This is a genomic window from Isosphaeraceae bacterium EP7 (assembly GCA_038400315.1).
GTDB lineage: Bacteria > Planctomycetota > Planctomycetia > Isosphaerales > Isosphaeraceae > EP7.
The window spans coordinates 5,025,814-5,052,391 of sequence record CP151667.1 but is presented as its reverse complement, the minus strand read 5'-3'; the positions used below and the strand labels follow the sequence as shown (position 1 = coordinate 5,052,391).

Annotated in this window: 20 protein-coding genes; 5 read left to right on the top strand and 15 right to left on the bottom strand. The window is 64.6% G+C overall.

Annotated features, from left to right (window positions below):
- Positions 1-82: 82 nt before the first annotated feature.
- Together EP7_RS19585 and EP7_RS19580 are read right to left on the bottom strand one after the other, a co-directional pair.
- Entirely contained in the window at positions 83-2,818 is a 2,736-nt protein-coding gene (locus EP7_RS19585) for a WD40 repeat domain-containing protein (protein WP_463523786.1), read from the bottom strand.
- Positions 2,819-3,564: 746 nt separating this feature from the next.
- Positions 3,565-4,125: a TetR/AcrR family transcriptional regulator gene (locus EP7_RS19580; protein WP_463523784.1), complete on the bottom strand. Its 561-nt coding sequence runs from the start codon at positions 4,123-4,125 to the stop codon at positions 3,565-3,567.
- Between the two features lie 111 nt (positions 4,126-4,236).
- Between EP7_RS19580 and EP7_RS19575 the strand changes: the two genes are divergently transcribed.
- The 4 genes from EP7_RS19575 to EP7_RS19560 all read left to right on the top strand — a co-directional run bounded on the left by EP7_RS19575 (position 4,237) and on the right by EP7_RS19560 (position 9,314).
- Positions 4,237-5,178 (top strand): NmrA family NAD(P)-binding protein, encoded by a 942-nt coding sequence (locus tag EP7_RS19575; protein WP_463523782.1) that lies wholly within the window; start codon positions 4,237-4,239, stop codon positions 5,176-5,178.
- Between the two features lie 134 nt (positions 5,179-5,312).
- Positions 5,313-5,822 carry a hypothetical protein gene (locus EP7_RS19570; protein WP_463523781.1) on the top strand — a complete coding sequence of 170 codons (510 nt, stop codon included), beginning with the start codon at positions 5,313-5,315 and terminating at the stop codon, positions 5,820-5,822.
- A gap of 590 nt (positions 5,823-6,412) precedes the next feature.
- Positions 6,413-8,710, top strand: a complete 2,298-nt coding sequence (locus EP7_RS19565) for a nitric-oxide reductase large subunit (RefSeq protein WP_463523780.1) — start codon at positions 6,413-6,415, stop codon at positions 8,708-8,710.
- Positions 8,711-8,759: 49 nt separating this feature from the next.
- Entirely contained in the window at positions 8,760-9,314 is a 555-nt protein-coding gene (locus EP7_RS19560) for a hypothetical protein (protein ID WP_463523778.1), read from the top strand.
- Positions 9,315-9,462: 148 nt separating this feature from the next.
- Here EP7_RS19560 and EP7_RS19555 read toward each other — a convergent pair whose 3' ends face one another.
- From EP7_RS19555 to EP7_RS19525, 7 genes are all read right to left on the bottom strand, one after another.
- The gene (locus EP7_RS19555; RefSeq protein ID WP_463523776.1) at positions 9,463-10,710 is read right to left on the bottom strand and encodes a hypothetical protein; all 1,248 of its coding nucleotides are present in this window, start codon (positions 10,708-10,710) and stop codon (positions 9,463-9,465) included.
- Positions 10,711-11,079: 369 nt separating this feature from the next.
- On the bottom strand, positions 11,080-12,246 hold the full coding sequence (locus tag EP7_RS19550; RefSeq protein ID WP_463523774.1) for a carbohydrate porin: 1,167 nt from the start codon (positions 12,244-12,246) through the stop codon (positions 11,080-11,082).
- A gap of 335 nt (positions 12,247-12,581) precedes the next feature.
- Positions 12,582-14,075, bottom strand: coding sequence for an alpha-amylase family glycosyl hydrolase (locus EP7_RS19545; RefSeq protein ID WP_463523772.1), 1,494 nt, complete (start codon positions 14,073-14,075; stop codon positions 12,582-12,584).
- A 1-nt stretch (position 14,076) separates the two neighbouring features.
- A complete protein-coding gene (locus tag EP7_RS19540) occupies positions 14,077-16,806 on the bottom strand; it encodes an MGH1-like glycoside hydrolase domain-containing protein (protein ID WP_463528439.1) in 2,730 nt (909 codons plus the stop codon).
- Between the two features lie 445 nt (positions 16,807-17,251).
- The gene (locus tag EP7_RS19535; protein ID WP_463523770.1) at positions 17,252-18,139 is read right to left on the bottom strand and encodes an LpxI family protein; all 888 of its coding nucleotides are present in this window, start codon (positions 18,137-18,139) and stop codon (positions 17,252-17,254) included.
- Between the two features lie 36 nt (positions 18,140-18,175).
- Positions 18,176-19,276, bottom strand: a complete 1,101-nt coding sequence (gene lpxD / locus EP7_RS19530) for a UDP-3-O-(3-hydroxymyristoyl)glucosamine N-acyltransferase (RefSeq protein ID WP_463523768.1) — start codon at positions 19,274-19,276, stop codon at positions 18,176-18,178.
- Positions 19,277-19,457: 181 nt separating this feature from the next.
- The gene (locus tag EP7_RS19525; protein WP_463523766.1) at positions 19,458-20,225 is read right to left on the bottom strand and encodes an HAD-IA family hydrolase; all 768 of its coding nucleotides are present in this window, start codon (positions 20,223-20,225) and stop codon (positions 19,458-19,460) included.
- 246 nt (positions 20,226-20,471) lie between these two features.
- On the opposite strand from EP7_RS19525, the gene EP7_RS19520 reads away from it, so the two are divergent.
- Positions 20,472-20,651, top strand: coding sequence for a hypothetical protein (locus EP7_RS19520; protein ID WP_463523764.1), 180 nt, complete (start codon positions 20,472-20,474; stop codon positions 20,649-20,651).
- A 15-nt stretch (positions 20,652-20,666) separates the two neighbouring features.
- Here EP7_RS19520 and tsaD read toward each other — a convergent pair whose 3' ends face one another.
- The 6 genes from tsaD to EP7_RS19490 form a co-directional block, all read right to left on the bottom strand.
- Entirely contained in the window at positions 20,667-21,764 is a 1,098-nt protein-coding gene (gene tsaD, locus EP7_RS19515; RefSeq protein WP_463523762.1) for a tRNA (adenosine(37)-N6)-threonylcarbamoyltransferase complex transferase subunit TsaD, read from the bottom strand.
- A complete protein-coding gene (locus tag EP7_RS19510; RefSeq protein ID WP_463523761.1) occupies positions 21,761-23,212 on the bottom strand; it encodes a S41 family peptidase in 1,452 nt (483 codons plus the stop codon). Before EP7_RS19510 ends, tsaD begins: the two co-directional genes overlap by 4 nt.
- A gap of 185 nt (positions 23,213-23,397) precedes the next feature.
- On the bottom strand, positions 23,398-23,919 hold the full coding sequence (tsaE, locus tag EP7_RS19505; protein WP_463523760.1) for a tRNA (adenosine(37)-N6)-threonylcarbamoyltransferase complex ATPase subunit type 1 TsaE: 522 nt from the start codon (positions 23,917-23,919) through the stop codon (positions 23,398-23,400).
- Between the two features lies 1 nt (position 23,920).
- Entirely contained in the window at positions 23,921-24,898 is a 978-nt protein-coding gene (locus EP7_RS19500) for a thiamine-phosphate kinase (RefSeq protein WP_463523759.1), read from the bottom strand.
- A gap of 76 nt (positions 24,899-24,974) precedes the next feature.
- Positions 24,975-25,301: a hypothetical protein gene (locus EP7_RS19495; protein WP_463523757.1), complete on the bottom strand. Its 327-nt coding sequence runs from the start codon at positions 25,299-25,301 to the stop codon at positions 24,975-24,977.
- A 13-nt stretch (positions 25,302-25,314) separates the two neighbouring features.
- Positions 25,315-26,496, bottom strand: a complete 1,182-nt coding sequence (locus EP7_RS19490; RefSeq protein ID WP_463523755.1) for a glycerate kinase family protein — start codon at positions 26,494-26,496, stop codon at positions 25,315-25,317.
- Positions 26,497-26,578 lie beyond the last annotated feature (82 nt).

Here is a 26,578-nt window from a genome sequence, read left to right as displayed (position 1 = left end):
GGGTCGTTGAATTGATAAGGGCCGCCGGCGAGACCATAGGGTCTCGCCGGCGGCCCCTGCAATTGGCGAGGGTGCCGTCAGATCAGGGGACGTCGAGGATGTAGGCCTTGTTGTCGGAGGCGGCCACGGCGAGCTGCTTCCCATCCGGGCTGAAGGCGACGCCGTAGGCCATGGTGTTGGGGGCAATCTTCTGGTTGAAGATGGCCTTGGCCCCGTCCACATCCCAGAGGAAGAGGTTGCCGCCGTATCCGATGGAGGCGAGCTTCTTGCCGTCGGGGCTGAAGGAGAGGGAGTAGACGTCGTCGGGGTGGCCGTCGAGCTTAGCCTTCTCCTTTCCGTCGGCGGCGTTCCAGAGGCGGATGGTCTTGTCGACCGAGCCCGAGGCGACGAGCGTGCCGTCTGGACGATAGGCGACGCAGTAGACGGGGGCTCCGTGGCCGGTGGCGGTGTAGAGCGGGGCCCCATCGGCCGCCTTGAAGAACTTGACCAGCTTGTCGTCGCCGGCCGTGACGACGACCTCTCCATTGGGGCTGTAGGCCACGGCGTAGACGACGTTCTCGTGGGCCTTCTCGATGGCGCGGGCCTGCTTGCCCGCCTCGACGTCCCAGAACCGAACGCTCTTGTCGGCGGCGCCGGTGGCGACGATCTTGGAGTCGGGCGACCAGGCAACCCCATAGATCTGGCCAGTGTGGCCGTCGAACGACTTGAGCGGCCCGCCGGCGCCTGCGGCCCAGAGCTTGATGGCCTTATCGTCGGAGCCGGTGGCCAGCGTCAGGTTATCGGGGAGCCAGGCCAGGGTATTCACCGGCCCGCCGATGCCGCCGATGGCGTTCTTCTCGCCCTTGGCCATGTCGGCGATGGCCAGGTCATAAACCTTGGCCGATCCGTCGGCGAGGCCGACTGCGAGCAGCTTGCTATCGGGGCTGGCGGATACGGCGAGGACGGCGGCGGCCAGGGCCGGCGAGGTGCCGAGGTTCTTGCCATCGGCGGCGTTCCAGACCTTGACCGTCTTGTCGGCCGACCCGGTGGCGATCTTCGAGCCGTCCTTGGTCACGGCGACCGCCTTGACGGCCTCGCCATGGCCGACCAGGGTGCGGACTTCCTTTCCATCGGCGACGGTATAGACCTTGGCCGACTTGTCCGCCGAGCCTGTGACGGCCTGCTTGCCGTCGGGCGACAGCGCCACCGCAAGCACGGGGCCGGCGTGGCCGGCGAAGATCCGGAGGGCGGAGGGGGCCCAAACCCGGACGTTCTTGTCGGCCCCGGTCCCGGAGGTGATCACTGATTTGTCGTCGGCCCCGAAGGCGACTGAGGCGGCCGGCTCGGGTTGGGCGATCGACTGGAGCTCGCGGCCGCTGGCGGCCTCCCAGACACGGGTCAGCTTGTCGGCCCCGGAGGTGGCCACCCGGCCGCCGTCGGGCGAGATCGCCACCAACGTCGCGGGCTGGCCCGTGACGATGGTGGCCAGCAGCTTGCCGTCGGCCAGGTTATAAACGCGCACCGACTTGTCGGCCGATCCCGTGACCAGGGTCGTTCCGGCGCGGGCCGGGTCCAGGCTCAGAACCGCGTCGGTGTGCCCGGCGAAGTCGATCGTGGCCTTACCTTCGGTCACATTCCAGAGCTTGGCCGTCTTATCGGCGGATGCCGTGACGAGCAGGTTGCCGTCCTTGGGGGCGAAGGCCAGCGCCTTGACCGGGCCGGCGTGCCCTTCCAGGACCTTGATCTCCTTGCCGTCGGCTGCATTCAGCACCCGCACCTTGTTGTCATCGCCGCCGATGGCGAGCTGGGCGGCGTCGGCACGGAAGGCCAGCGCGGTGATGCCGGCGGCGAGGTTCTCGGCCTTGCTAAGTTCCTTCCCCTCGGCCAATTCCAGCACGCGGACCGCCTTGTTCGCGGTCGCCACGGCCAGCTTGGTCGCGTCTCCGCTGAGCGAGACGGCGACGATGTCCTGATCGAGCGCCGGGTATTCCTTGATGGTTGCGCCGTCGGCCAGGTTCCAGAGACGGAGGACCTTGTCGGCGCCCGCGGTGACGGCCTTGGTACCGTCGGCCGAGGCGGAGAATCCTTTGATCTCGGCCTTTGCATCCACGACCCTGGGGGCGACGATCGGGAGCTGCCAGAGCCGGGCGAGGCCGTCGGATCCTCCCGAGAGGAGCTGCTTGCCGTCGGGCAGGTAGGCGAGGCCAAGCACGCTGTCAGCCGGGGTTTCGAGCACGCCCGCGGGGGCGCCGTCGGCCGCGTTCCAGAGCCTGATCGTCTTCGCCTTGTCGCCCGAGGCGATCTGCCCTCCGTCGGCCGAGATGGCGACCGACTCGACATCGGCGGTGTGCCCAGCCAGGTCGCGAGCGACCTTGGCGGCGGCGACATCCCAGACCTTGACGAGGTTGCCCGTCGCCGCGGCGGCCAGCGTGCCATCGGCCTTCAGGGCAACCGCCTTCACGGGACCAGGGTTCTCGGCCAGTGTCTTGACCGGCCCCACCTTGGGGAAATCCCAGAGCTTGGCCGTCTTGTCGAGCCCCGCCGACAGGATGCGGGTGCCTTCCTTGTTGAAGGCGACGGAGAGCACGAGATTGGCGTGCCCCTGGTACGCCTTGATCTCCTTGCGGGTGGCGGCGTCCCAGACGCGGACGGTGTTGTCGAACCCGCCGGTGACGAGCGACTTGCCGTCGGGCGACCAGGCGATGCTATAAACCGGGTCGGTGTGCCCGTCGAGCGTGCCGGCCACCTTGGCAGACTGCTGGGCCAGGGCGACTCCGGCCGTGATGAATGTGACCGAGCCTAGGGCCCAGAGGCGAGCGGAAAGGCGTGGGCGGACCATGCGGAGGGACTCCAGTGGCGGGGCAAATCAAGGGGTGTGCGATGGCGGGTCCGGCCCTCGGCCCTGTCGCCAATCTCCCCGCGCCTGTGTTTGTTTTCCCTCCCCTTGGAAGGACAAACGGCGAGTCGACGCGACCTGGTCCGCACGCGCCCGACCCCTCGGGCGGGCACCGCGCCCGCACTCGCGGAGGGCTCCGCGAACGGCGCGGCCATGGGCCGGTATCCCGCCGAACATAGACGCCCGGGTGCCCGCACGCAAGCGTCAAGGGTGACCGACGCCCCCTCCAAGCCTTGAAAATGGGGGCCCTGGGCGAATCCGGAACCCTCGATTGACATGCCGATCCGGACCTTCGCTCGAATGATGCTTCGAGAGCCTCCCCTCCTGCTCAATCGCCGGATCCAGCCTTCAAGGCATCTCGGCTGGATCGTTCGCACCGCGTTGCGACGGACATCGTATCGGTCACGCTCGTCTCGACGCGAGGGCCGCCGAGGTGACGTGAGGAATTCAACGGGCGCTCGAACTCGTCGGTCGGCGCACGCATCATCCAGGCCCATCCGAATTGTCAAAGATTGGCGCCATTCTCGGCCGAGTTCTTGCCATCGGGTTGGTCGTCCAGCATGCGGAGATCGGTGGCCACGACAGGGAGCACCGGCGCCAGCGATCAGGATGAGTCGCGCAATTTTGGCGAGTTGGAAACCAGAACTCTGTCTGAAAGCCACGAGCCCGACCATCCGGTCAAGATCTCGTCAACCCTTGGCCAGGCTCTGCTCTGCCTCCTTGAGGATCTCGGCCGACAATACCGGGTCGGTCACGATGCGCGACATCGTCAGTGCGCCGATCATAGTCGAGACCGCGACCAGGGCTCGTCGCCTCGCGACCTCGGGAGGGATTTTGACATCATGGCCCGCCATGATGTCGACGAGTTTCAGGAAGCCTCCGGTCACTACCGCACGAGTCTTCTCGTCGGCACGGGAAAGCTCGCTGCCGATCGCGGCAAGCACGCACCCCTGAGACGGATAATCCCTGTGGACAGGCGACAGATACGTGGCCGCCACCGCTTTCGATCCTCCCCGAGCGGCGGCGGCGGACATCGTCTCGATCAAGCGGTCGACAGCCTCGGCACAGGCCTCCTCGACGAGCTGATCTTTCGACTCGAAATGCTTGTAGAAGCCGCCATGGGTGAGGCCGGCGGCCTTCATCAGGTCGGAGAGCCCGGTCGCGACGACCCCACTCTCGCGGAACTCGCGCGCAGCGGCCGTGACGATTCGCTTGCGGGTCTGCGCCGCCTCTTCCTTCGATTTCCTCATGGAGACGCCTCCTCGGGGCGAAGATTTGGATTTCGATTGACATCCAAAATGTGGTCCCTACGATTTGGATGTCAATCGAAATCTTAGCTCGTCACCGAGGGAGACTTCAAGATGATCACGGGCAAGGTGCTGGTCACGGGAGCGACGGGGGACACCGGCGGCGCGACGATCGATGAGTTGCTGGCGCGCGGACATCAGGTGCGGGCGCTGGCCCACGGGCAGGATGACCGGTCGGAGAAGCTTCTGGAGCGCGGTGTCGAGGTCGTCTACGGAGACCTGCTCGACTTCGGCCAGGTGCGTTCCGCGTTGAAAGGGGTCCAGCGGGCCTACTTCGTCTATCCGATCCGCCCTGGGATCATCCAGGCGACGGCGCAGTTCGCCCAGGCCGCCAGGGAAGCGGGCGTCGACGGCATCGTCAACATGTCGCAAATCTCCGCCCGGGAAGACGCGAAGAGCCAGGCGGCGACCCTCCACTGGCTGGCCGAACGCGTGTTCGATTGGTCGGGGTTGAACGTCGCCCACATCAGGCCCACGTACTTCGCCGAGTGGCTGCTCTACGTCGCCCCGATGATCCGCAAGGGATTGCTCCATGTCCCGTTCGGCACGGGCCGGCACGCGCCTATCGCCGCGGAAGACATGGGACGCGTGATCGTCGGCATCCTCGAAGACCCCGAATCGCACCGTGGCGGGGTCTATCCGCTGTTCGGGCCGGTCGAGTTCAGCTACCAGGAGACGGCGCAGGTCCTGAGCAAGGTCCTCGGCAAGGAGATCGAGTACAACCAGGTCGGTTTCGATGAGTTCAAGCAGACCTTGCAGGCCAGGGCGCGGGCATCGGCCAGCAACCCATCCTCGAGGACCTTCTACGCGAAGGCCGAGCGGACGCCCGAACAGAAGGCGGGAGATGACTTCCTCTTCCAGCACCTCCACGAAGTCGCGATCGATCACCAGAACGGGATCTTTGCCGGCACGAACCACCTCGTGGAGAAGCTCGGCGGGCGGCCGCCGATGACACTCCAGGCATTCATCGAGAAGCATCGGGGAGCGTTCGTCTGACGATCCGTTAAACCTCGCCTGATCGCGAGGAATCCGAGGCGATCGCGACGGCGTGACCGGGGCGTCTTCGAATCGAATTTGATAAACTTTGGCGATTTCTGTCACAGTCAGACCTCGAGCGGAGCTTTGTCCAGGTGCTTATTCCAACGTCCGCGCTACCGGCCTTCACGATCGTCCACGTCGCCATCAGCCTGGCCGCGATTGCCTCGGGTTTCGTCGTCTTGTTCGGGATGATCTCGGACAGGCGGCTCGACCGCTGGACCTCCTTCTTCCTGGCGACCACGGTTGCGACGAGCGTGACCGGCTTCGGCTTCCCGATCAAGGGAATGACTCCCGGGATCGCCTTGGGCTTGATCTCGCTGGTCGTGCTGGCACCGGTGATCTATGCCCAATACTCCCGCCATCTCGCGGGAGCCTGGCGGCAGGTGTACGTGCTTGGTGCGGTATTCGCCCTCTACCTCAACTTTCTCGTGCTGATCGTCCAGTCGTTTCAGAAACTGCCCGTGCTCCACGCCTTGGCCCCGAACCAATCCGAACCTCCCTTCCTGGTCGCGCAGCTCGTTTCGATGCTGGCGTTCATCGTCCTCGGCACCCTCGCGTGGAAGCGGTTCCGGGAGCAAAAGGTCATTATTGCCCGATCGTAATGACTTAATCGCGCCCATGGCGGTAGCCGACCTCCCTCGGCGACCCGTCGTCGCCTCCTCGATGACCGCAGCGGCCATTTCGCTGACGGTGGGGAACATGAGGTCGGCGAATCCGAAGCAATTTTTCGAACGCTCACCCGCATCGGCAGTCCGAACTTCTAAAAACATCTTGATCGAAAAGCAGAACGATCGACTCTCGGCGACTCGGTTGAATGACGAGCTTGACAATCGATTTGGTGGCGATCTGAAATCCTTGGTCAGATGAGAAGAACGATCGCCCGTGGCACGAAATCGCGCGGGATCGGATCGGCGGTATGCTAACATCCTGGTGCCTCGAAGGCCTGATGGACCCGATCGCTCGCGGCATTCGATAGCAGCTCGGCACCGGCCGAGAGTTCTCACTGAGACGGCGAGCCCACCCCCTCCGCTGGACGGAGCGTGCCTCGCCCAATCCGGGGAATGATCTCCACTAAAACGCGGCCGTTCTCGCCCGACTGCCGGCCGGCAGGACCGAGGCGAAGTCGCGGTCGATGCCATCCGGATTCGAGTCTCTCCGGAACGCTCCCACCTCTCCCGCAGGAGCAATGAGCATGACTAGTCGAAGCCCCATGACGGTCTCGCCGCTCTGGTTGCAGGGGTCGATCCTGACCTTCATCATCGGGTTCTCGATCCTGGGCTTCTCGGCGATCCGCATCTACCAGGATCACGCGCCGGTCCCCGCGAGGATCGTCGACGAGGCGGGCCATGTGCTCTTCACGGAGAAGCAGATCCTCGACGGCCAGGAGCAGTTCCTCACCTACGGCCTGATGCAGTTCGGGACCGTCTACGGCCACGGGGCTTACCTCGGTCCTGACTTCACGGCCGACTATCTGCACCGGATGGCCGTGCAGATGAAGGCCGCGTACGGCGACGACGACGCGGCCGAGGCGCGGATGCGGCGCGAGCTTCAGGCGAACCGCTATGACCCGAAGACGGGGACACTTGTCTGGACCGCCGGCCAGTTGGCGGCGTTCGAGACGATCCACGTCCACTTCGGCGAGCTGATGTACAACCGGAAGGCGAGCGGCGAGGGGCTCAGGGCGGGGATGATCACCGACGCCGAGGATGCCCGCGCAATCTCGGCCTTCATCGCCTGGACCGCCTGGACGGGCGTGGCCCGCCGACCCGGGAAGACCTACTCGTACACGAACAACTGGCCCCCCGAGGAGCTTGTCGGCAACGTGCTCACCGGCGATGCCATCATGTGGAGCACCCTGTCGCTGGTGACACTCCTGGGGGGGAGCGGCCTCGTCCTCGGCCTCTACGGTCGACATTCGCGGATCGTCGGCTGGCATGAATCCGAGGAGCGGCAGATCCGCTTCGTGCCCCCTTCCTCCGTGGCCCTGACGCCCGCCCAACGCGTGACCGCCTGGTTCTTCCTGGTCGTGGCCGTTCTCTTCGTGCTCCAGAATCTGGTCGGAGGCGCCACGGTCCACTACATGGTCGAGGCCGGTGGCTTCTTCGGAATCGACCTGCCGAGGTGGCTGCCGTATAACCTGACCCGGACCTGGCACCTCCAGATGGCCATCTTCTTCGTGGCGACGGCCTACCTGGCGGCCGGCATCTTCCTCGCGCCGCTCATCTCCGGCCGCGAACCGCGCGGTCAGGGCGTGCTCTCCGGGTTGTTGCTCGGGGCGCTCTCCATAGTCGTCTTCGGCAGCCTTGGCGGCGAGTATCTCAGCTACCATGGACTTCTCCCGCGGGGGCTCCGCTCGTTCTTCGGGGCGCAGGGGTGGGAATATCTGGAACTCGGACGATTCTGGATGTATCTCCTCATCGGCGGGATGTTGCTCTGGGTGGTGATCGTCTATCGAGGGCTCAGGCCACGCCTGGCGATCGAGAGCCGAGGGAACTTGCCCTGGCTGTTCCTTTACAGCTCGCTCTCGATCCCTGCCTTCTATGCGATTGGCCTGATGACCCACACCCGGAGCACGTTCGCGATCGGCGACTTCTGGCGGTTCTGGGTCGTTCACCTCTGGGTCGAGGACTTCCTGGAGTTGTTCACGACCATGCTCGTGGCCCTGATCTTCGTCTTGATGGGGATCGTCTCCGAGCGGTTTGCCACGCGACTCATCTACTTCGACGTGATGCTTTATTCGATCGGCGGCGTTGTCGGGACGCTCCACCACTGCTACTTCAGCGGCGGGCCGGCGGTCGAGATGGCGCTCGGGGCATTCTTCTCGGCGGCCGAGGTCATCCCGCTGACCCTCCTGACGGTTGAAGCCTGGTCGTTCCTCCAACTCGGGACCAGGCAACAGGCCACCGGGGGTGCCCCGTTCCCGCATCGATGGGCTGTGATGTTCCTAGCGTCGGTGGGGTTCTGGAATTTTCTCGGAGCCGGTGTCTTCGGATTCCTGATCAACCTGCCGGTCGTCAGCTACTTCGAGATCGGCACGCTCCTCACCTCGAACCACGCCCACGCGGCCTTCATGGGCGTTTACGGCATGCTCGCGCTGGCGCTCCTGGTGTTCTGCACGAGGTACCTCGCCCGGCCCGAGGACTGGAACGAGGGGCTGGTGCGGTTCTCCTTCTGGGCGACCAATCTCGGCCTGATGCTGATGATTCTCGGGCACCTCTTCCCGCTCGGTGTGCTCCAGCTCGGGGACGTGGTGACCAACGGCTACTGGCACGCGCGGACGGAGTGGTATCTGAACTACCCCTGGCTCTCGTGGGCTCGGATGCCGGGCGACCTGCTGTTCATGGCCGGCTCGTTCCCGCTCGTCTGGCTGACGCTGAAGGTCGCCCTTCGGACGCGGAAGGCCTCGATCTCGGCGGACCGGACGGGGGCTCCGCTCGAGACCACGCTCTACACCGAGATCACGCCCGCCGGGGCGATCCTCCGCGACTGATCCATCAATCGGGGCCATTCGATTCATTCGGGTCAGGGGGCTTCCTCCCATGCTGCCGAAGCTCAACGTCTGGGGGGAGCCGCTCGACCTCGAGCTGGTCCTGCTCCTGGCCTATGTGATGGTCCTCTGGGTCGGCGGGTGGGCCCTGGAGTTTCTGGCCAGGGCCCACTTCCACCGCGCCGAGAGGTATGCCCATGCCGGGTTCGCCTATGACGTGCACCTCGACCGTTACGAGTGCCCTCAGGGGGAGCTACTCACCCTGAAGACCTTCGACGACCGGAACAAGCTGGCAATCTACAAGGCCCCGGCCCCGTCGTGCAACGCGTGCGTGCTCAAGTCGTTCTGTACTCCTCATGACGAGGGCCGGCACGTCTATCGCTCGCTCGCCGAGTTCCACGAGACCGACGTCGGCCGGTTCCATCGACGGCTCTCCCTGATCATCCTCGCGGTGTCCCTGGCCTTCTCGGGACTGGGTGTGCTCGGCTGGTGGAACAAGCCCGGCGAGTGGCTACTCGTCGTCGCGGCCTGCGTCAGCCTCATCATGCTCTGGCTCGACCTCCGAGATGCCCCCGCGATAGAGGGCAAGTCCGTCACTTCCGCCTGAGTGCCCTCGGGCAGATCGGCAAGTCCGGGCGCGCGGTCGACGGGTGCTCCCTCGACGTCCGTGCGGACGCTTCGGCTGGCGCATGCATTGGCCAGACTCATCCGCATTGTCAAAGAATGGGCCGTTATCGATGGATCAACGCGCGTTTTCAGGCTGCCGGGGCCGAGAAGACGCGGAGGATCTCCGTGCGCATCGGCCGAGCCTGCAACATCGAGGGCCTTGACCGTCGCGGTTCGGGCTTTCTGAACGGCCTGGCGGGCCGCACGGCCACACCCTTCACGCCCAGCGACCGGGCCAGACGACGCAACCGGCCCGCGAGATGGCTTCGTTCCGCGAAATGCCCCGGGCCGACGTTTTGGCTTCGTTCTGCGCGAGGTGTCGCGGCCCCGCTCGCCGGGGCGTGGTCGGCGAGATCCGAATCGTCGGCCCTGGGATGCGACCGATCAGGATCGGGTGTCGGGGTATCGGGGTCGGGACGCGGCGAAGGCTCGTCGCCGTGCGGGACCGGGTCCGGGGCGCCCCAGACTGAGAAATCCGGGCGGGGCCGCTCGACGTAATCGTGGGTCATCGTCGGCACCGGCTCGGCGCGCTGGCGTCCCTTGTGCAGCATCTCCAGCGCCCAGCGCTGACGCCTGAAGCTGGCCGTCTCGTAGCGACGCAGCAGCACGAGCGTCGGGTCATCCACGGCGATCAGGCCCATCGACGTCGCCTCGCGCAGGTCGTCGTCAATCGCGTCGAGGGCCTCCTCCTGCCGCGCCGCCAGCCCTTCCAGCTCGAACTCGACGAGTTCCCGAAGGTATTCCCCCGCGTCGATCCCCTCTGGGGCATCGAGCGGGCTATCCATCGCACGAACATCGGCCGCCACGCCCATCAGGTCCATCGCCAGCGACCGCTGCTCGTCGCTCCAGCCCCCCGCCTTGGCCAGCACCTTCCCCAAAGCCCGCCATCGCATCATCAGCCAGTCACAACCGGCCGCACTCATCGCCAGCCGAGGCGCCACCTCGTCGGGCATCCCCGCCAGTGTCCGGCCCAGCTTCGCCGCCTCGGCCTTCCGCTCGTCAAGCCAGCAGGCCCCGGCCCGCCGCGCCCGGACATCCCGCACCAGCCGTTCCTCAATCCGACACCGATCAATCCGCACGCCCTCGACGGCGATCGTCTCGACCAGCCCCATCTCGAACGCATTCATCGGTCGCAACGACGAAACAAGCTGCTCGCCCCGCTCCCGGACCGCCTGCGCCTCGTTCTCGGGAACAACCACGCCATTGCCCGCCAGCCCATGAATCAGGCTATTCCGGCGAGACCGCGCCTTCCCCTCCTCCGTCTTCGGCCCGGTGCTCTTCTGAGCATTGCGGCGATTGGCATCAATCCGGCGCTGGCTGACTTCGAGCTTGCCCATGGTGCTGCGTCGCTTCCTGGGTGCGGATTCGGAGGGTGCGAGTGCTCGCCGACGTCGGCGGAGCGGCCCGGCCCGCGCGGCATCGCGCGAGATCTGGGCCTCTATTGAATACTATCCCTTAAGAGGGACGTCCCGGACATAAAAGTGGGCAAAATGGGAAAATAATTCCAGCCGCCGTGTTGGATTGTTCCCGGCCCGCCCGTTCACGGGCCTACGCAGGTCAATCTGAGGGCGGTCGTAAAGTAGGCCAACACGTAGAGTGACACAGGAAAGAGGCTTCCATTACGGCCTCTAGATCGTGTGGAACTATTGTGAAAATCAGAATGTCCCCTTCCCGGCCCCCGCCACGATTTATCTCAAGTTCTCGGATCAGAACGATAGCCTGGCCCTGATGCCGAAGAGGAGGGCCGGCGCGGTGTGCTCTTGTGCGGGGTCGAGGATTTGCAGGTCAGGTGTCACATGGAACCATGGGGTAACTGCCGCATTGTAAAATAATTCTACGCCGTCCTCGGCGCCGAGACCGTGAATTGTCAGGATCGGCAGTTTACTGACCCCGAGGTGGTAATAGCCGATGCCAATCGTGTCGTTCTCGCGACTGCGGATCGGGCTGTTCCCGACCAGGGACACGTTGGCGAACCAGCGGATCGGGTTCGGATTCCCGTCGGTCAGGCCGAGATCACTGTTGAGGGTCCAGGTGCGCCTTGGATCGTCCGCATCGGCATAAAGCACCTGATCGAGGTGATAGGTCACGGTCCAGGCGGAGTCCTCCACAGGTAACGGAGCCCCCGAGAGGGCCAACCGGAGAAGCAGATAAGGATTGCTATTAAGGGCCGTCCGGGCCGCGCTAGAATAGAGAAATCCAAACGTGCTATGCCCCGGAAGGTCGAACCAAGAGGTCCTCAGCCGGTATTCTCCATAGGCCACTACGCCATTGGAGAACAACGTCGAGAATCCGCTCGTCATGGGGATGTAATGGGTATCGAGCAGATAAAAATTGAACACCGGTTCGACCTCGCCTCGTACCGTGAAGCCGGCTCCCAGAGCGCTAGGGAGCAGATAGGCCCGGCTGAGGTTGGCCTGCATCGCCGCGTTCCAGAAGTAGTTCAGACGCAGGCCTCGGGCGTACGCGGCAGGGGTCCCATCCAGGAGGTTGAGCTTACCGAAGAAGACGGAGGCGCGTTGCGAGAGATCCTGCGTGTATTGCACGCCGGTGAGCGCCGTCGCATCCCGGTTCGGCCGCGGGAGTGCCATGGCGAAGTTCGACAGTGCCACCGCGCCGTCGATCTCATTTGTGTCCTGCCCCAGGCGCGTCTCACCGCGGAGATCGAGGTGCCCTCCTGACCAGAGTCCCGATTTCCTGGTATCAATGTCGATCAGATAGTCGCCGCGACCACCATAAGCAAAGCGCTGAGCCAGGCCGCCAGTGGTCACCCCCTGATAGTACTGGGTGAGATCACCCAAGAAGGTCAGGCCGTTCTCGGCGAGTTGGTTTCGCGAGCCAAACCAGTCACCTGGCAGTTGCCATCGCTTCCACAAGTCGCAGCTTTGGTGCAAGGCCAGCGTTGGCCGGGGCACTGGCGCGACGATCTGTTCATCGAGGCCCCTTGTCGATTCCGCTGGATCTTCAATCCCAGCCTGTTCGGTCGGCGCGGCGCCCGATGCCGATCCCGAGAGGAGGAGCAGAACTGCGACGCAAAGTCGGAGAGTGCCCGCGCCGCCTGACTGCAAAACCACCTCACTGAACGAGTTCTAAGGGAACGACTGACGCGAGAGCATCGCAATCCTTTTCCTCGGCAGGGAGGGCAAGAAATCCCCAAAGAAAAACGGGGCTTGACGGAATTTGTCATGGTCATGCCAGTGAGCCGGACGCGTCACGTAGGTGGCCCGGCCATCCTGCTGAACGTGAAGACTGACGCCTGCCAAGGTCGTAAATCGACGAATAATCCCTGAGATTGAAGTTCACTGCCGTCGCGATCAACGCGGTCGGAGCTGAGCTGGTCCTGTAAATTCCAGGAGTAGCCACCTAAATCCGAGAACGATAGACGGATACGACACTGGCTTTGGTTCGGGGCATAATTCACGACCACGAGGAGCAGTTCTCCATCCGCCCTTTGCCAGCCAAAAGCCACGACGCAATCGTGTGTCCAGTTACCATCCCAGGCGGGCGCGCATTCGAGCAAGTACCACTGACCATCACGCACAACTCGCTGACGAATGATGGTCAGTAGACGATCATAAAACTGCCGAATCGCCGGATCGACTGGCTCGAACGGTGCACGACAGAGATGGGGCGAAATCCTCTTCTTCCTCCCTTCGAATTGTCCCTGATGAAAAAACCTTAGTCCTGGAGATAGATACGTGATGACGGCGGCGGCTTCGTGGATGCAAGGAGGGAAGGTGGCCGCCGCCCGCGGCTCGTCGTGATTCTCCAGGAAGCGGGCCAGCTTATCCTGGTAGTCCAGGCCGGCGTGAAAGTGTTCGCGGACCGGACGGGCGTGGTGGTCACGCAAGCGGTCATAGAGTCGCTTGTCGTAGGCGTAATCAAATCCCTGTTGCTGGAGCGTCCATTCAAGGTCCCAATAGACTTCGGCCATGAAAACGAAGCCCGGCGAGCGCTCTCGAACCCGTCGTGTCGCGTTCGGCCAGAAGAGGGGCGCACGCTGGCCCCACGTCCTGTCGAACACGTCCGGCAAGACCAGCATCGCCATGTCGCAGCGCACACCGTCGCACTGACCGGCGATCTTGACCAGTTCTCCGATCATCGCTTCCTGCGTAGCGGTGTTGGCATAGTTGAGTTGCAGTGTGTCGGGCCAGCCGGAGAAATACGGATCACGGCCGTAGGCCAAGATCAGATCGCCCCCCTGCCGACTGACTCGGGTGAAATTCTGCGGAGTGCTGGCCAGGTCGACTTCAGTGCCAGGAATGAAATACTCGGGATGATGTTCGATCCAAGGATGATCGAGCCCCATGTGATTGGGCACGAAGTCGAGCATGAGCCTCAGGCCGCACTTGCGGAGCCGCTCGCGCAGGCGGGCCAGCGCAGCGTCACCTCCGAGATTCTGATGCACCGTGTAGCCGGTAATCGCGAAGCCTGAGCCGGCAATGTCTTCCTCGCGTAAATCCGGAAGCGTCTCCTGAAATTCACGGCGCCAATCTGGATTGTTGCGCGAGACTCGCTGCGACCCCGGGCCGGTTTGCCAGACGCTAAGGAACCAGATCCAGTCGAAGCCTAACTCGGCAAGGCGATCCAATTCGACATCCGGAATGTCGTCCAAGGTCGCGGAGTGTCCCAGCTTCTGGGAAAGTTCCGTAAGCCAGACACGGGTATTGATCTGATAAAGTGAGGGATAACGTGGCTCGCTCATGTCATTGTTCCCCTTTCACTTTCTGGAAACCCGCCATCTTGCCGCCTTCCAACGCTTGATCCGCATCCAGGAAGCCATAGAGCTGGATGAACTTGGCCACGAGCCCGGTCCAGCCGGTCTGATGGCTCGCGCCCAGGCCCGCGCCGTTGTCGCCGTGGAAATATTCGTAGAAGAGGATGTGATCCTGCCAGTGGGGGTCGGATTGGAATTTCTCCGTGCCGCCGTAGACCGGACGCCGGCCCTGCTCATCGCGCAGGAATGTCCGAGTGAGACGGTCGGAGATCTCCTCGCTCACCTCGAAGAGGTTCATCATCTTGCCCGACCCCGTGGGGCATTCGATCTTAAAGTTGTCGCCGTAGTACAGGTAGAACTGCAGGAGGGCCCGGATGATCATGGCGTTCACCGGCATCCAGACCGGGCCGCGCCAGTTCGAATTGCCGCCGAACATTCCCGTGTTCGACTCGGCCGGCAGATAGTCCACCCGGTACTCCTGGCCCTGGACGTGGAAGACGTAGGGATGCTGCTCGTGGAACTTCGAGATCGAGCGGATTCCGTAGGGGCCCAGGAACTCGTCTTCGTCAAGCATCTTCGTGAGGACCCGGCGGAGCCGTTCCGGATTGAGCAGGGCGAAGATCCCGCGCCCGTTCGCGCCGAGGTGACCCGGTCCGGTGGGGTGAATCGCATTCGCAAGTTCCGGTATCCGGCGTAGCAGATCCAACAGACCGGTCATCGCCCGCGGAACGCGCTCTCGCTGCCATTCTTCGATGACCGTCGTGGCACAAAGGGGCAGCAACCCCACCAGGGAACGCACCTTGAGCCGCGTGGCGCTGCCGTCGGGAAGTCGCAGGAGGTCGTAGTAAAAGCCGTCCTCCTCGTCCCACATGCTGTCCTGCCCGCGACGGTTCATCGCCGCGGCAATGTAGAGGAATTGCTCCACGAACTTAACGACCATGTCCTCGTAACACGGATCGTGGACAGCGAGTTCGACGGCCAGTTCCGCCATGTTCTGGCTGAACAGCGCCATCCAGGCCGTGCCGTCCGCCTGCTCCAGGTGGCCACCGGTCGGGAGCGGGGCGCTGCGATCGAAGACGCCGATGTTGTCGAGGCCGAGGAAGCCCCCCTCGAAGACGTTCTTCCCGAAGCGGTCCTTGCGATTCGCCCACCAGGTGAAGTTCAACATCAGCTTGTTGAACGTCCCCCTGAGGAAATCGACATCCGTTTCGCCGCCCAGGGCCTGGGTGGTGCGATGGAGGAAGAGTGTTGCCCAGGCATGAACCGGCGGGTTCACGTCGCTGAAATTCCACTCATAAGCCGGAATCTGGCCGCTGGGATGCAGGTAAACTCCCTTGAGCATCAGCCTCAGCTGATCCTTGGCGAAGTCGGGGTCAACGATCGCCAGCGGAAGCGCATGGAACGCCAGATCCCAGGCCGCGTACCAGGGATACTCCCACTTGTCGGGCATCGAGATGATGTCCTTGTTCAACATGTGGAACCATTCCGAGTTCCGGGAATTGCGATATCCGGAATGCAGCGGGTTGGAATTGTGCTCATCCAGCCAGTTGTCGCCGTCGAAGAAGAAGAACTGCTTGCTCCAGAGCATGCCAGCCAGAGCCTGGCGCATCACGTTGGCCGCGTCGGCGCTCACCGATGGCGGGGTCACCGACTTGTAAAACTCATCGGCTTCACGAAGCCTGTCCGCGAAGACCTCATTGAAGAGCGTGCCGAACGGGTTGCATGTCTGCCCTGGAGAAGCCTTGGAGAGCCGCAGTCGAATCACTTCGGTCTGGCCGCCGCCGACATTGACGTGGTAGTGGGCAGCGGCCTTCGTGCCCTGCTTCGCCGGATTCACCGCGTCCTGATGGCCTTGCACGATGTAGTCGTTGATGCCGTCCTTGACATGGGGGCTCTCGTTCTGCAGCGCGGGAAACAGCTTCTCGTGGTTGGTTTCATTCTCGGTGAAGAGCAGCGGGGTCTCGCCCTCGCAGTAAAGGGTGAATTCACCGAGAATCGGATGTGTGCCCGTGACCGCGCTTCTGCCTGCCGAGGTCTTGACCTGCGTGAGGTTGGGTTTCTGGGTCGCTCGGTTCGAATCGGCGATCCAGGACGACCAGTCATTTCGGAACCACAATGTCGGCAGAAGATGCAGTTCAGCCGCGTCCGGTCCACGGTTGACGGCCGTGATCCGCACCAGGATGTCCTCCGGGCCGCCCTTGGCATACTCGACGAAGATGTCGAAGTATCGGTCGTCGTCGAAGATGCCCGTGTCGAGGAGCTCATACTCCATCTCGTCGCGGTTTCGCCGCCGGTTCGTCTCCAAGAGATCGGCGTAGGGATACGCCGCATGCGGGTATTTGTACAGATACTTCATGTACGAGTGGGTCGGCGTGCTGTCGAGATAGAAGTAGTATTCCTTGACGTCCTCGCCGTGGTTGCCTTCGCTGTTGGTCAATCCAAACATCCGCTCCTTGAGGATCGGATCATTACCGTTCCACAGGGCCAATGAAAAGCAGAGCCGCTGATGGTCATCGGAAATGCCGGCCAGACCATCTTCGCCCCAGCGATATGCACGCGAGCGGGCATGATCGTGGGTAAAGAAGTTCCAGGCGTCCCCATTTTCGCTGTAGTCCTCACGCACAGTGCCCCACTGGCGTTCGGACAAATACGGCCCCCACTTCTTCCACTCGACTCGACCGCTACGCGATTCCTCGAGCCTCGAGTTTTCGGAATTCATCGGGGGCTCTTTCTCTTGAGGATAATCTGCGACGATTACTGAAAGATGACCTCCTCCAATTCTGCGCCACAAATCGCACGAATGATGATTCGGCCCGAGAAATTCCGAGTCGTAAGCCCGTAGCCACACAACAATTTCCAAAACTGGCACCGATGCGCTGGAAACCCTGCTCGATCGAAAACTCGCGAACCGCAGTCCAACTCAATTCGCATCCTGAGGTGTGACGACCACGACCACCAAATTCCCACGCCGGGTCGTTCAGCTCGACGACGACGACGCCCGTCGGGCCCTCACCGCGAAGGTGGGGATGAGAGCAACCCAGGAAGGGGAACATGCAAAATTATGTAATATGTTGAAAGTATTCTGCAAGAAGCTCGGCAGGCGACGAAGTGGAATGAGGTCAGACTAAATTACAAGGACACGCGGCCAAAACGATGGAATAAACTCAGCGGGCGTCGGGGTCGAGGGCGATGATGGTCATCCCGTATTTGTCGGCCAGCTTCACGACGTCGGGCTGGTCGATGACGATGGTCCGGCTGGCTTCGATGGCGAGGACCCGGGCTCCGGCCTTGTGGAGATTCTCGATGGTGGTGATGCCGACGGTGGGGACGTCGAAGCGCATATCTTGCTGGGGCTTGGCGACCTTGACGAGGGTCCAGCCGCCCGACTTGCAGAGGTGGCCGGCCCGCTCGATGCAGCGGTCGGTGCCCTCGATGGCCTCGATGGCGAGGGTGGCCAGTTCCTTGACGGCGACGGACTGGCCGACGTCGAGGCGGCCCATCTCCTTGGCCAGGGTCCAGCCAAAGTCGATGTCGAGCCGTTCCTTGGTGGTCGGCTGGCGGCGTGTGAGGGTTCCAGCGGTCACGAGGAGCTCCGGGCAGTAGTCCAGGGCCGATCCGAAGGGGATCCCGTCGCGTTCGAACTCGGCGATGACGCCAAGCAGGATCGAGTCGTCCTTCTTGTCGCCGAGGCGGCCGTACCAGAAGCGGATCATCCGCAGGTCGGGCCAGAGCTGGAGGAACCGGCGCGGGGTGTACATCACGTTCTTCGTGACCTTGCCCGCCATCACCGCACGCTCGACGCCGCGTCGACGGAAGGCGCGGATCATCCCGCCAAGGTGGCTGATGCCGACCTCGTCATAAGAGTCGCACATCTCACGAAGCTCGGGCGGCGCCTCGTGGCGGATGCCGACGCAGGCGACCCGGAGCCCCTGCGCCCGGGCGGCCTGGGCGAAGAGGATCGGGAATCGGCCGCTGCCGGCGATCAGGCCGACGGGCGAGTCGGCCCGCGCGGGGGTCGTGGCTCGGGGGCCCGGTGCGGTCGTCGTTGCCACCGGCTCGGTCCTCGAAGGGGGCGATGTGGGCATCGATCAGAAGCCGGTCGGGTCGTCGGGCTGGGCCGGCACGGGCTCGGCCGCGGCGGGCAGGTTGTTGCTGCCCATGAGCTGGGCGACGCGGGCGGTCAGCTCGCGGAGCTGGCGTTGCATGTCCGGGAGGCGGGCGGTCATCTGGAAGATCCGGCGCTGGTCACGGAGGGGGATCGCGGGGGAGCCGAGGACCTGTTGGTTGCTCGGGACGTTGCGATGGACCCCGGACTGGGCGCCGACGATGACCTTGTCGCCGATCTCGGTGTGATCCTTGATGCCGGCCTGGCCGGCCATGATCACGTGGTCGCCGGTGGTGCAGCTGCCGGCGATGCCGACCTGGCCGCAGAGTAGGTTGTGGCGGCCGATGACGTTGTTGTGGGCGATCATGACCAGGTTGTCGATCTTGGTCCCGTCGCCGATCTTGGTGGCGCCGAAGGTGCCGCGGTCGATGGCGCAGTTGGAGCCGATCTCGACGTCGGAGCCGACTTCGACGCGCCCTGTGTGCGGGACCTTGAGGTGGCGGCCCTCGACGGTGCGGTACTTGAAGCCGTCGCCGCCCAGGACGGTGCCGGCGTGGACCTCGGTGCGGTCGCCCAGGGTCACGTCGTCGTAGAGGACGACGTTGGGGTGGAGGATGACCCCCTGGCCGAGTCGACAGCGGTTTCCGACAACCGCGCCGGGATGGATGGTGCACCCTTCACCGACGACAACGTCCTCGCCCACGTAAGCGAGCGGATAGATCGCGACATCCGCTCCGAGCTTCGCGGACGGGGCGACGTACGAGCGGTGATGGATGCCCACCCAGCGCGGGGGCTTCTCGTCGTCGAGGTGGTTGCGCACGGCCATGAAGGCGTCGATCGGGTCGGAGACCTCGATGACGGGGAAGCCGGGCGCGTATTCGGCCGAGAGCTTCAGGTGCGGGCCGACGAGCGCCGCGCTGGCCGTCGAGCCGCGCAGGAGCTTGCCGTAGCGCTCGCTCTCGATGAACGTAATATCGCCTGGTCCGGCCTCTGCGACCGGCCGGGCGGACTGGATGGAGACCTTCCCATCGCCGATGAGACGTCCGCGCACCAGGGCCGCGAGTTGTTCGAGCGTGGCCGCCACGTCAGTTGTCCTTTCTTCCTTGAAAGGAGCGGATGGGGGGAATCGCCCGCGGAATTAGCCCGAATGGACCAAACCGCCGCGCACCGGCGATCCCGCCAAACGGTCGGGTGGGGAGCCGACCGGGCGGAATCCTAATGCAGCAAGCCGAGCCTCACAAGTCGAATCGGCCCCCGGACGCGGCTCACTTGACCGAATGGGCCGGTTTGTCGCCGCGTCGACCCACCATCCGGTGCGACCCGGCCTCCAGCAGGAAGTCGACGATCGGCTCCAGGTCGGGCAAGTGGGCCAGGTGGTCGGGCCGTTCGCCCCCACGGTCGACGAGCACGCCTTGCAAGCCCGCGCGGACGGGCCCCAGCACGTCGTTCTCGGGGTCGTCGCCCACGAAGAGGATCGCGGAGACGGGCATCCCCAGGGACTCCGACGCCGCCCGATAGAACGAGGGGTGGGGCTTGCGGAAGCCGACCTCCGAGGAGATCAAGGGGGGCTCGTCGGCCTCGGCAAGGCCAGGAAGGCCGGCCAGCACGCCGCGGAGCCTGGCGTCGAAGTTTGAGCCGATCCGCACCGGGATGCCCGCCTCGCGCAGGGCCTGGAGCGTCGGGGCCGAGTCGGCGAACGGCCGCCAGCTCTCGGGCTTGCCGAAGTGGTCCCAGAGCTCGCGGAACGCGCGATCAGGGTCGGGGAGCTCGGGGAGCACGCAGCCGACGATGCGCCGCCAGCGGCGAAATTCGCAGGGCTCGCTGGTGACCATCGGCCCGAGCTGCTCGTCGACCTCGTCGTCGCGAAAATGGGTTCGGAAGCGGTGCTTGATCTCGGCGAGCGGCACGTCGATGCCCTGACGCGTGGCCGCCGCGGCATAGGACGCCGAGACCGAAGGAGATGGCTCGATCAAGGTTCCGACGGCGTCGAAGACAATCCCGCGGATGTCTCCCCAGCGGACGGTCGTGCTCATCGTCGGGTTTGCCTCGGGGGCGGCCTGTTGGCCCCAACTTCGTCGCGTTTTGTTCACGTTAGCGTCAACTCGTGCCGATCGTCTTCGAACAAGCTGCTCGGCACGAGGCCCGACCGGTCACGCGAGACGCTGCGACCCGGGGGACTAGAGAAACATTGTGGGCGATTTTTCCAGGAATGGTAGGTCTGCTTGCAAATCTAAACGTAGAACACATGAGAGCGAAAATCTTCAGGAGAGGTTGAGACCATGCACCCCATCGGCTTACGACTCAGGCTCTCGTCCGACCCGCGAACCGGCGTGGCGGCGATTCCCGACGCCCAGATCCAGGCCCTGGAACGGAGGCGGAGGCTCGAGCAGCAGCAACGCTCGATGGCCACGAATGAAGGCAGGAGCGACGCGACTCCGGCCACCGGCCCGAGGTTCTGAAGTCGCCCCGACGCTCTAGCGGACGAGGCCCGAAGTGACGTCGACATCGAGGCTCGCGACCTGGCCGGCGGCGAGCTTGGGCAGGGCGATGCCGGCCATGGCCGCGTTGTCGGTGCAGAGCGAGAGCGGCGGGATGAAGAGCTCGGCCTGCTCCTCGTCGGCCAGTCGCTGCATCCGGGCCCGGAATGCCGAGTTGGCCGCGACCCCGCCGCCGATCCCGATCCGATGATGGCCGGTGTGCTTGAGCGCCTGACGGGTCTTGCTGACGAGGACATCGAGCACGGCGGCCTGGAAGCTGGCGGCGACATCGGCCACGAGGGCGGGGGAGAGGTCCTTCCCTTCACTGCGGGCGTCCTGGCCCTTCAAGGCATAAAGGACGGCCGTTTTCAGGCCCGAGAAGCTGAAGGCGAGTCGGTCCTCGTGGATGAGCGAACGAGGGAAGCGGAAGGCTTTCGGGTTGCCTTCGAGGGCCGCTCGCTCGATGCCGGGGCCTCCGGGATAGCCAAGCCCGAGGAGAGTGGACACCTTGTCGAAGGCCTCGCCGGCCGCGTCGTCGATGGTGCCGCCCAGGAGCTTGTGGTCGAGCGGGCCGGAGCACGAATAAAGGCTCGTGTGGCCGCCCGAGACGACCAGGCCGACGCACGGGTAGACCTCGGCCTCGGGGTGGGCCATCTGGCAGGCGTAGAGGTGGCCTTCGAGGTGGTCGACGGCGACGAGCGGGACGTCGAGGGCGACGGCGAGCGACTTGGCGGCGGTCAGGCCGACGATGAGGGCACCGACGAGACCCGGGCGGGTGGCCACGGCGACGGCGCCGATCTCGGGCAGGCTGACGCCGGCCTGGCGTAGGGCCTCGTCGAGCACGGGGAGGAACTGGCGTAGATGCTCGCGGGCGGCGACCTCGGGAACGACTCCGCCGAAACGCTCGTGAAGGGCCACCTGCGAGGCGACGACGCTGGACCTGACGCGCGGAACTCCGAGCAAGGGGGGCCGGGGGCCTTCCAGGATGGCCACGCCGGTCTCGTCGCAGGTGGTCTCGATGGCGAGGATCAGGATCGTCGGGCGCCCGGCCGGCGGGGTCTGGTCCCCGCCGGCCGCCGGCTCTGGCTCAGTCATTTGGCGGCGACCATCTTTCCCGTGACGAACTCGACGGCCTTGATGAGCTGGCGGTCGATGAACGGCTTGCGGATCTTGCCGGATTGCTCCTTGGCCGGGTTGTCCTCATTGGGAGCCGGGCTGGTTTTCTCCGCGTCCTTGGGCTTCGCCTCGTCCTTGGGCTTCGCCTCGTCGGCCTTGGGGGCGTCCTTAGTCTTTTCGACAGGGGCTTCGACCTTGGGGGCCTTGGGCTTGTTATGCGAGCTGGCCTGGTCGCGGTCGCGGCGGTCGATGGCCCAGGCATAGTACTCCTCGGGGGTGTACTTCACCTCGTAGCCCTTGTCGGGCGAGACGCCCCACTCGTCGGAATCCTTGGCTTCCTTGAAGCGGTGGATGTTCTTGCCCGAGGGGCGCCAGTAGGTGGCGACGGTGAGCTTGAGGAACGAGTTGCCGTCTTCCAGGTCGAGGATGTTCTGAACCGACCCCTTGCCGAACGAGCGCTGCCCAACAACGATGGCGCGTTCGTGGTCCTGGAGGGCGGCGGAGACGATCTCCGAAGCACTGGCGGAGTTCTGGTTGACCAGGACGGCCATGGGGAAGTCGCTGTAAGTCCCTTCCTTCTCGGCATCGAAGGTCTTGGGGGCGGTGTTGCGTCCCTTGGTGCTGACGATCTGTCCTTCTTCGAGGAACAGGTCGGAGATCTCGACGGCCGAGCTGAGCAGCCCGCCCGGGTCGTCACGCAGGTCGAGGATGAGACCCTTCATCCCTTGGGCCTTGAGGTCCTCGAGCGCGTGCTTGACCTCATCGGTCGTGTTCTGCATGAAGTTGGTGATGCGGATGTAGCCGACCTTCTTGTCGGCGTCGAGCATGAAGTCCCAGGTGTCGTCGGCCTTGCGAACATTACCGTAGACGCTGGGCAGGTCGATGATGGCCCGTGCCAGAGTGATGTTCTCGACCTTCTCGATGCCTTCGTGCAGCACTTCCAGGCGGACGTTCGTGCCGGGGCGTCCCTGGAGCAGCTCGATGGCCTTGTCGAGGTCCATCCCCTCGGTGGTGGTGTCGTCGATCTTGAGGATGGTGTCGCCGGCGAGGACCCCTGCGTTGTAGGCGGGGGTGCCGACCATGGGGGAGATAACCTTGAGCCGGTTGATCTCGGGGTCGGCGTTGACCTGGATGCCGATCCCGCCGAACTTCCCTTCGATCTGGCGGCGGAAGTTCTTCATCTGGCCGGTGTTGATGTAGGACGAGTGCGGGTCGAGCTCCTGGAGCATGCCGCGGAGGGCCGCTTCCAGGAGGTCTTTGCGCGAGACGGGCCGGACGTAGTTCATCTCGACCATCTCGACGGCGTCGACGAAGACGCCGTAGAGCTCCATCACTTCGTCCTTGGGCTTGGCCGCCTGGCTATTCTGCCAGAGGGGGACGGTGATGGCTCCCACCATCGCGATCGCGAGCAGTTTCCTGCGAGGCATCCGTGAACCCTCCTGGGTGGGTCGGTCGGGCATGGGTCGCCGTCCGGGTCTGGGCCTACGCGTCGTCATCGAACGCTTGCCGCTGCCCGTGGATGGACTTCAAGTCTAGTCGATGGCCAAACCGACGGGCAAGGTCGGGGCCCTTCTCTATGAAGAGCGTCGAAATCAAGGGCCCTGGTATGACATTACGCTCGGGATGCCCGGGTGTTCGGTGCCCGGAGCAGATCCGCGAGCCGCGAGGCCGGGTCGTTGCCCCGTTCAACGGGAAAGTCGAAGGTCCAGCGGCGTGATTCGGGGCCGGTCGACTCGATGCGTAAACGCCAGGTCTGGGGGGGGAGGGCGTCGAGCACAAGCTCGGCCCACTCGACGTAGACCAAGCCGACGGGCTCGTCCCAGAGTTCCGAGACTCCGAGCGCCTCGAACTGCTCGGGCCCTCGCAGACGATAAGCGTCCAGGTGCCAGAACGGGATTTTGCCGGGATACTCCTGCATCAGGACGTAGGTCGGGCTGGAGACCAGTTCCTCGGGGACCCCGAGCGCCACGGCCAGGGCGCGGGCCAGCCGCGTCTTGCCCGCACCGAGCGGCCCGGTCACGCCGAGGACCGTCCCGGGCCGGATGATTTCGGCCAGGGCACGGCCCACAAGGTCGGTCTCGTGCTCGCCCTCGGTGTCAACGCGGAGAATGCGGCCGGTCTGATCGACGTCCATGTCAGCTCGGCCTCTCGTTCGTTGCCGACGGGTCGGTCGTGGGATCGCGGAGGAAGTGGTCGAACCCGCCGCGTGCCAGAGGTTCGACCCGGCCGTCTTCTAGGCGGATGAAAAGGCCGGGCTCGGCGCGGATCGTGCCAATCTGGTGGAGCGGGAAATCGTCGCCGAGGGCCTGATTCCAGAGTCGGAACGATTCGGCGGGGGCGGTGAGGCAGAGCTCGAAGTCTTCGCCGTCGTCCAGGGCATGGTGCAGGGGGCTCAGGCCGTCGCGGCGGGACAGATCCACGGCATCGGCGTGGACCGGAATGGCCCCGGCTTCGAGCAGGGCTCCCAGGCCGCCGCTCTCGCGGAGGATATGCCGCAGGTCGGAGGAGAGGCCGTCGGAGAGGTCGATCATCGCGTGGATCGGGGCGACTTTGTGCAGCTTCAGGGCCTCGTCGATCCGGGGCAGGGGGGAGAGGTGGCGGCCGAGGATGCTGCCGCCCAGCCGCCCCGTCACGGCGATCAGGTCCCCAGGCTTCGCACCCGATCGGAAGACGGGGCCACGCTCGGTCGCCTCGCCCAGCAAGGTCACGGCGACCACGAGCCCCTCGCCCCACGAGTTCGTATCGCCGCCCGCAAGTGAGACGCCGAACTGCCGGGCAAGCGGCATCATCCCGCGCAGCAAGCCCTGAGCCACCTCGGCGGCCGATCCCACCGGCAGGCACACGGCGACGAACGCGGCGACCGGAGTGCCGGCCATCGCGGCGATATCCGACAAGTTTACCGCCAGCGCCTTGCGGCCGACGGCCTCGGCGTTGGTCTCTACCAGCCGGAAATGGCGGCCTTCGGCGAGCAGATCGGTTGTGACCAGGACTTGGCGTCCGGGCGTGAACCGGAGCGCCGCACAGTCATCGCCGATGCCGACCTGGGTCTGCGAATTGGTGGCGGCCTGGCCGCGAATCCAGGCGATGAGGTCGTGTTCGGAGGCCCCGGGCATCGGCTAATTTCCTGGCTTGCTCTTCGAAATCGGTGATCGGAAAGGTTGCGTTTCGGCACTCATCACGACTTTTCCGTCATCCTCCGTCTTTCGAGGTGAGCTCGCCCACTGTATTTCCAACGTATCGAAGTAGCCCCGAGATCATCGCGAGTTCGATCGACAGAGGTTCCGCTTGGCGAGTTGCGAGTTTCCGGACGATCTCCAGCTCATCGAAGAGGCTTCCGACGTCGATGTCGGATGCTTCGATCGTCGTGGTCAGGTCGAATGACTGAGAACGTGGAATGGACCAATAATAATCTGACTCTAGGGGGATGGTTTTCAACCCTCGCGTAAAGCGCATATGTTCCAGAAGGCGAACCAGGGCGAGTTGAAGTACTTCGAGATCGATCTCATTCACGCCCATTTGTAGGTTCGCCTCACAAATCCTCTTGGTTTCTATTCCGAATCTCGAGGTGAGACTTTGGCCCGCTCGCAAACCCGACGACCAGGCGCATCAGACTTTCGGCGGCGGCCTCCAGGAGTTCAGGGGCCCGGGCCAGCGATTCTTGGAGGGTGATGGGCCCTGGCGCAATCGGGAAAATCGCCACGATTCCACGCTCGTGGAGGCGTTCATAGCCGGGTCCGATCGTGCCGGCGAGGGCGATGGCCGGTACGCCCAGACTGGCGGCGAGGGCTCCGACTCCGGCGACGGTTTTGCCGTAGGCACTGGAATGGTCGACCGAGCCTTCGCCCGTCAGGCAGAGGTCGGCCCGTTCCATTTTTGCGGACACACCCAGGGTTTTGAGGACGATCTCAATGCCGGGAGAGAGCGAGCCGCCGGCGAAGGCGACGAGACCGGCGCCCAGGCCCCCGGCGGCGCCCGCTCCGGGGAGATCGCGGATGTCGACTCCGAGGTCGCGGCGGATGATTGCGGCGAAGTGTTCGAGGCTGGCGTCGAGCTGGGCCACCATCGCGGGGGTGGCCCCCTTCTGAGGTCCGTAGATGGCCGAGGCCCCTTGCGGCCCGCAGAGCGGATTGGTCACGTCGCAGGCGACCAGAATCTCGGCGTCGCCCAGGGGGGGATGGTCGGGCGGGACGATGCGGTCGAGATCGCTCAGCGGGCCGCCGCCGGGGCCGAGTTCCGCCCCCCTGACATCGAGCAGCCTGAACCCGAGAGCCTGAGCGAGGCCCGCGCCTCCGTCGTTGGTGGCGCTGCCGCCGATTCCCAGGATCACCCGGCGGGCCCCTCCCCGAACGGCGTGCAGGAGAAGTTCGCCGGTGCCACGCGTGGTCGCCCTGAGCGGGTCGCGGAGGTCGTGCGGGACGAGCACGAGGCCCGAGGCGGCGGCCATTTCCAGGACGGCGGTGGTCCCGTCTCCGAGCAGGCCGTAGGTGGCCTCGACCGACTGGCCCAGGGGGCCGGAGACGTTCGCGGTGTGCAACGTGCCGGCGGAGGACTCGACGAGCGCGTCAACGATCCCTTCGCCGCCGTCGGCCAGGGCAATGCAGTCGATGACGGCGTCGGGGGCGGCATTCCTGACGCCCCGGGCGATCGCGCGGGCTACCTCCGCGGCGGAGAGGCACCCTTTGAATTTATCTGGAGCGATGAGGACGTTCAAAAAGGCACCCTCGACGCGGGGAGATCGCCGAAACTTGCGAGATGAGGCGTGGTCGACCGTCGGCCGTTCGTTGACTCGACCC

Coding starts and splice junctions, on each gene's coding strand:
- EP7_RS19585 (WP_463523786.1), bottom strand. CDS start 2,818: ATGGTCCGCCCACGCCTTTCCGCTCGCCTCTGGGCCCTAGGCTCGGTC.
- EP7_RS19580 (WP_463523784.1), bottom strand. CDS start 4,125: ATGAGGAAATCGAAGGAAGAGGCGGCGCAGACCCGCAAGCGAATCGTC.
- EP7_RS19575 (WP_463523782.1), top strand. CDS start 4,237: ATGATCACGGGCAAGGTGCTGGTCACGGGAGCGACGGGGGACACCGGC.
- EP7_RS19565 (WP_463523780.1), top strand. CDS start 6,413: ATGACTAGTCGAAGCCCCATGACGGTCTCGCCGCTCTGGTTGCAGGGG.
- EP7_RS19560 (WP_463523778.1), top strand. CDS start 8,760: ATGCTGCCGAAGCTCAACGTCTGGGGGGAGCCGCTCGACCTCGAGCTG.
- EP7_RS19555 (WP_463523776.1), bottom strand. CDS start 10,710: ATGGGCAAGCTCGAAGTCAGCCAGCGCCGGATTGATGCCAATCGCCGC.
- EP7_RS19545 (WP_463523772.1), bottom strand. CDS start 14,075: ATGAGCGAGCCACGTTATCCCTCACTTTATCAGATCAATACCCGTGTC.
- EP7_RS19540 (WP_463528439.1), bottom strand. CDS start 16,806: ATGAATTCCGAAAACTCGAGGCTCGAGGAATCGCGTAGCGGTCGAGTC.
- EP7_RS19525 (WP_463523766.1), bottom strand. CDS start 20,225: ATGAGCACGACCGTCCGCTGGGGAGACATCCGCGGGATTGTCTTCGAC.
- EP7_RS19520 (WP_463523764.1), top strand. CDS start 20,472: ATGCACCCCATCGGCTTACGACTCAGGCTCTCGTCCGACCCGCGAACC.
- tsaD (WP_463523762.1), bottom strand. CDS start 21,764: ATGACTGAGCCAGAGCCGGCGGCCGGCGGGGACCAGACCCCGCCGGCC.
- EP7_RS19510 (WP_463523761.1), bottom strand. CDS start 23,212: ATGCCTCGCAGGAAACTGCTCGCGATCGCGATGGTGGGAGCCATCACC.
- tsaE (WP_463523760.1), bottom strand. CDS start 23,919: ATGGACGTCGATCAGACCGGCCGCATTCTCCGCGTTGACACCGAGGGC.
- EP7_RS19500 (WP_463523759.1), bottom strand. CDS start 24,898: ATGCCCGGGGCCTCCGAACACGACCTCATCGCCTGGATTCGCGGCCAG.
- EP7_RS19495 (WP_463523757.1), bottom strand. CDS start 25,301: ATGGGCGTGAATGAGATCGATCTCGAAGTACTTCAACTCGCCCTGGTT.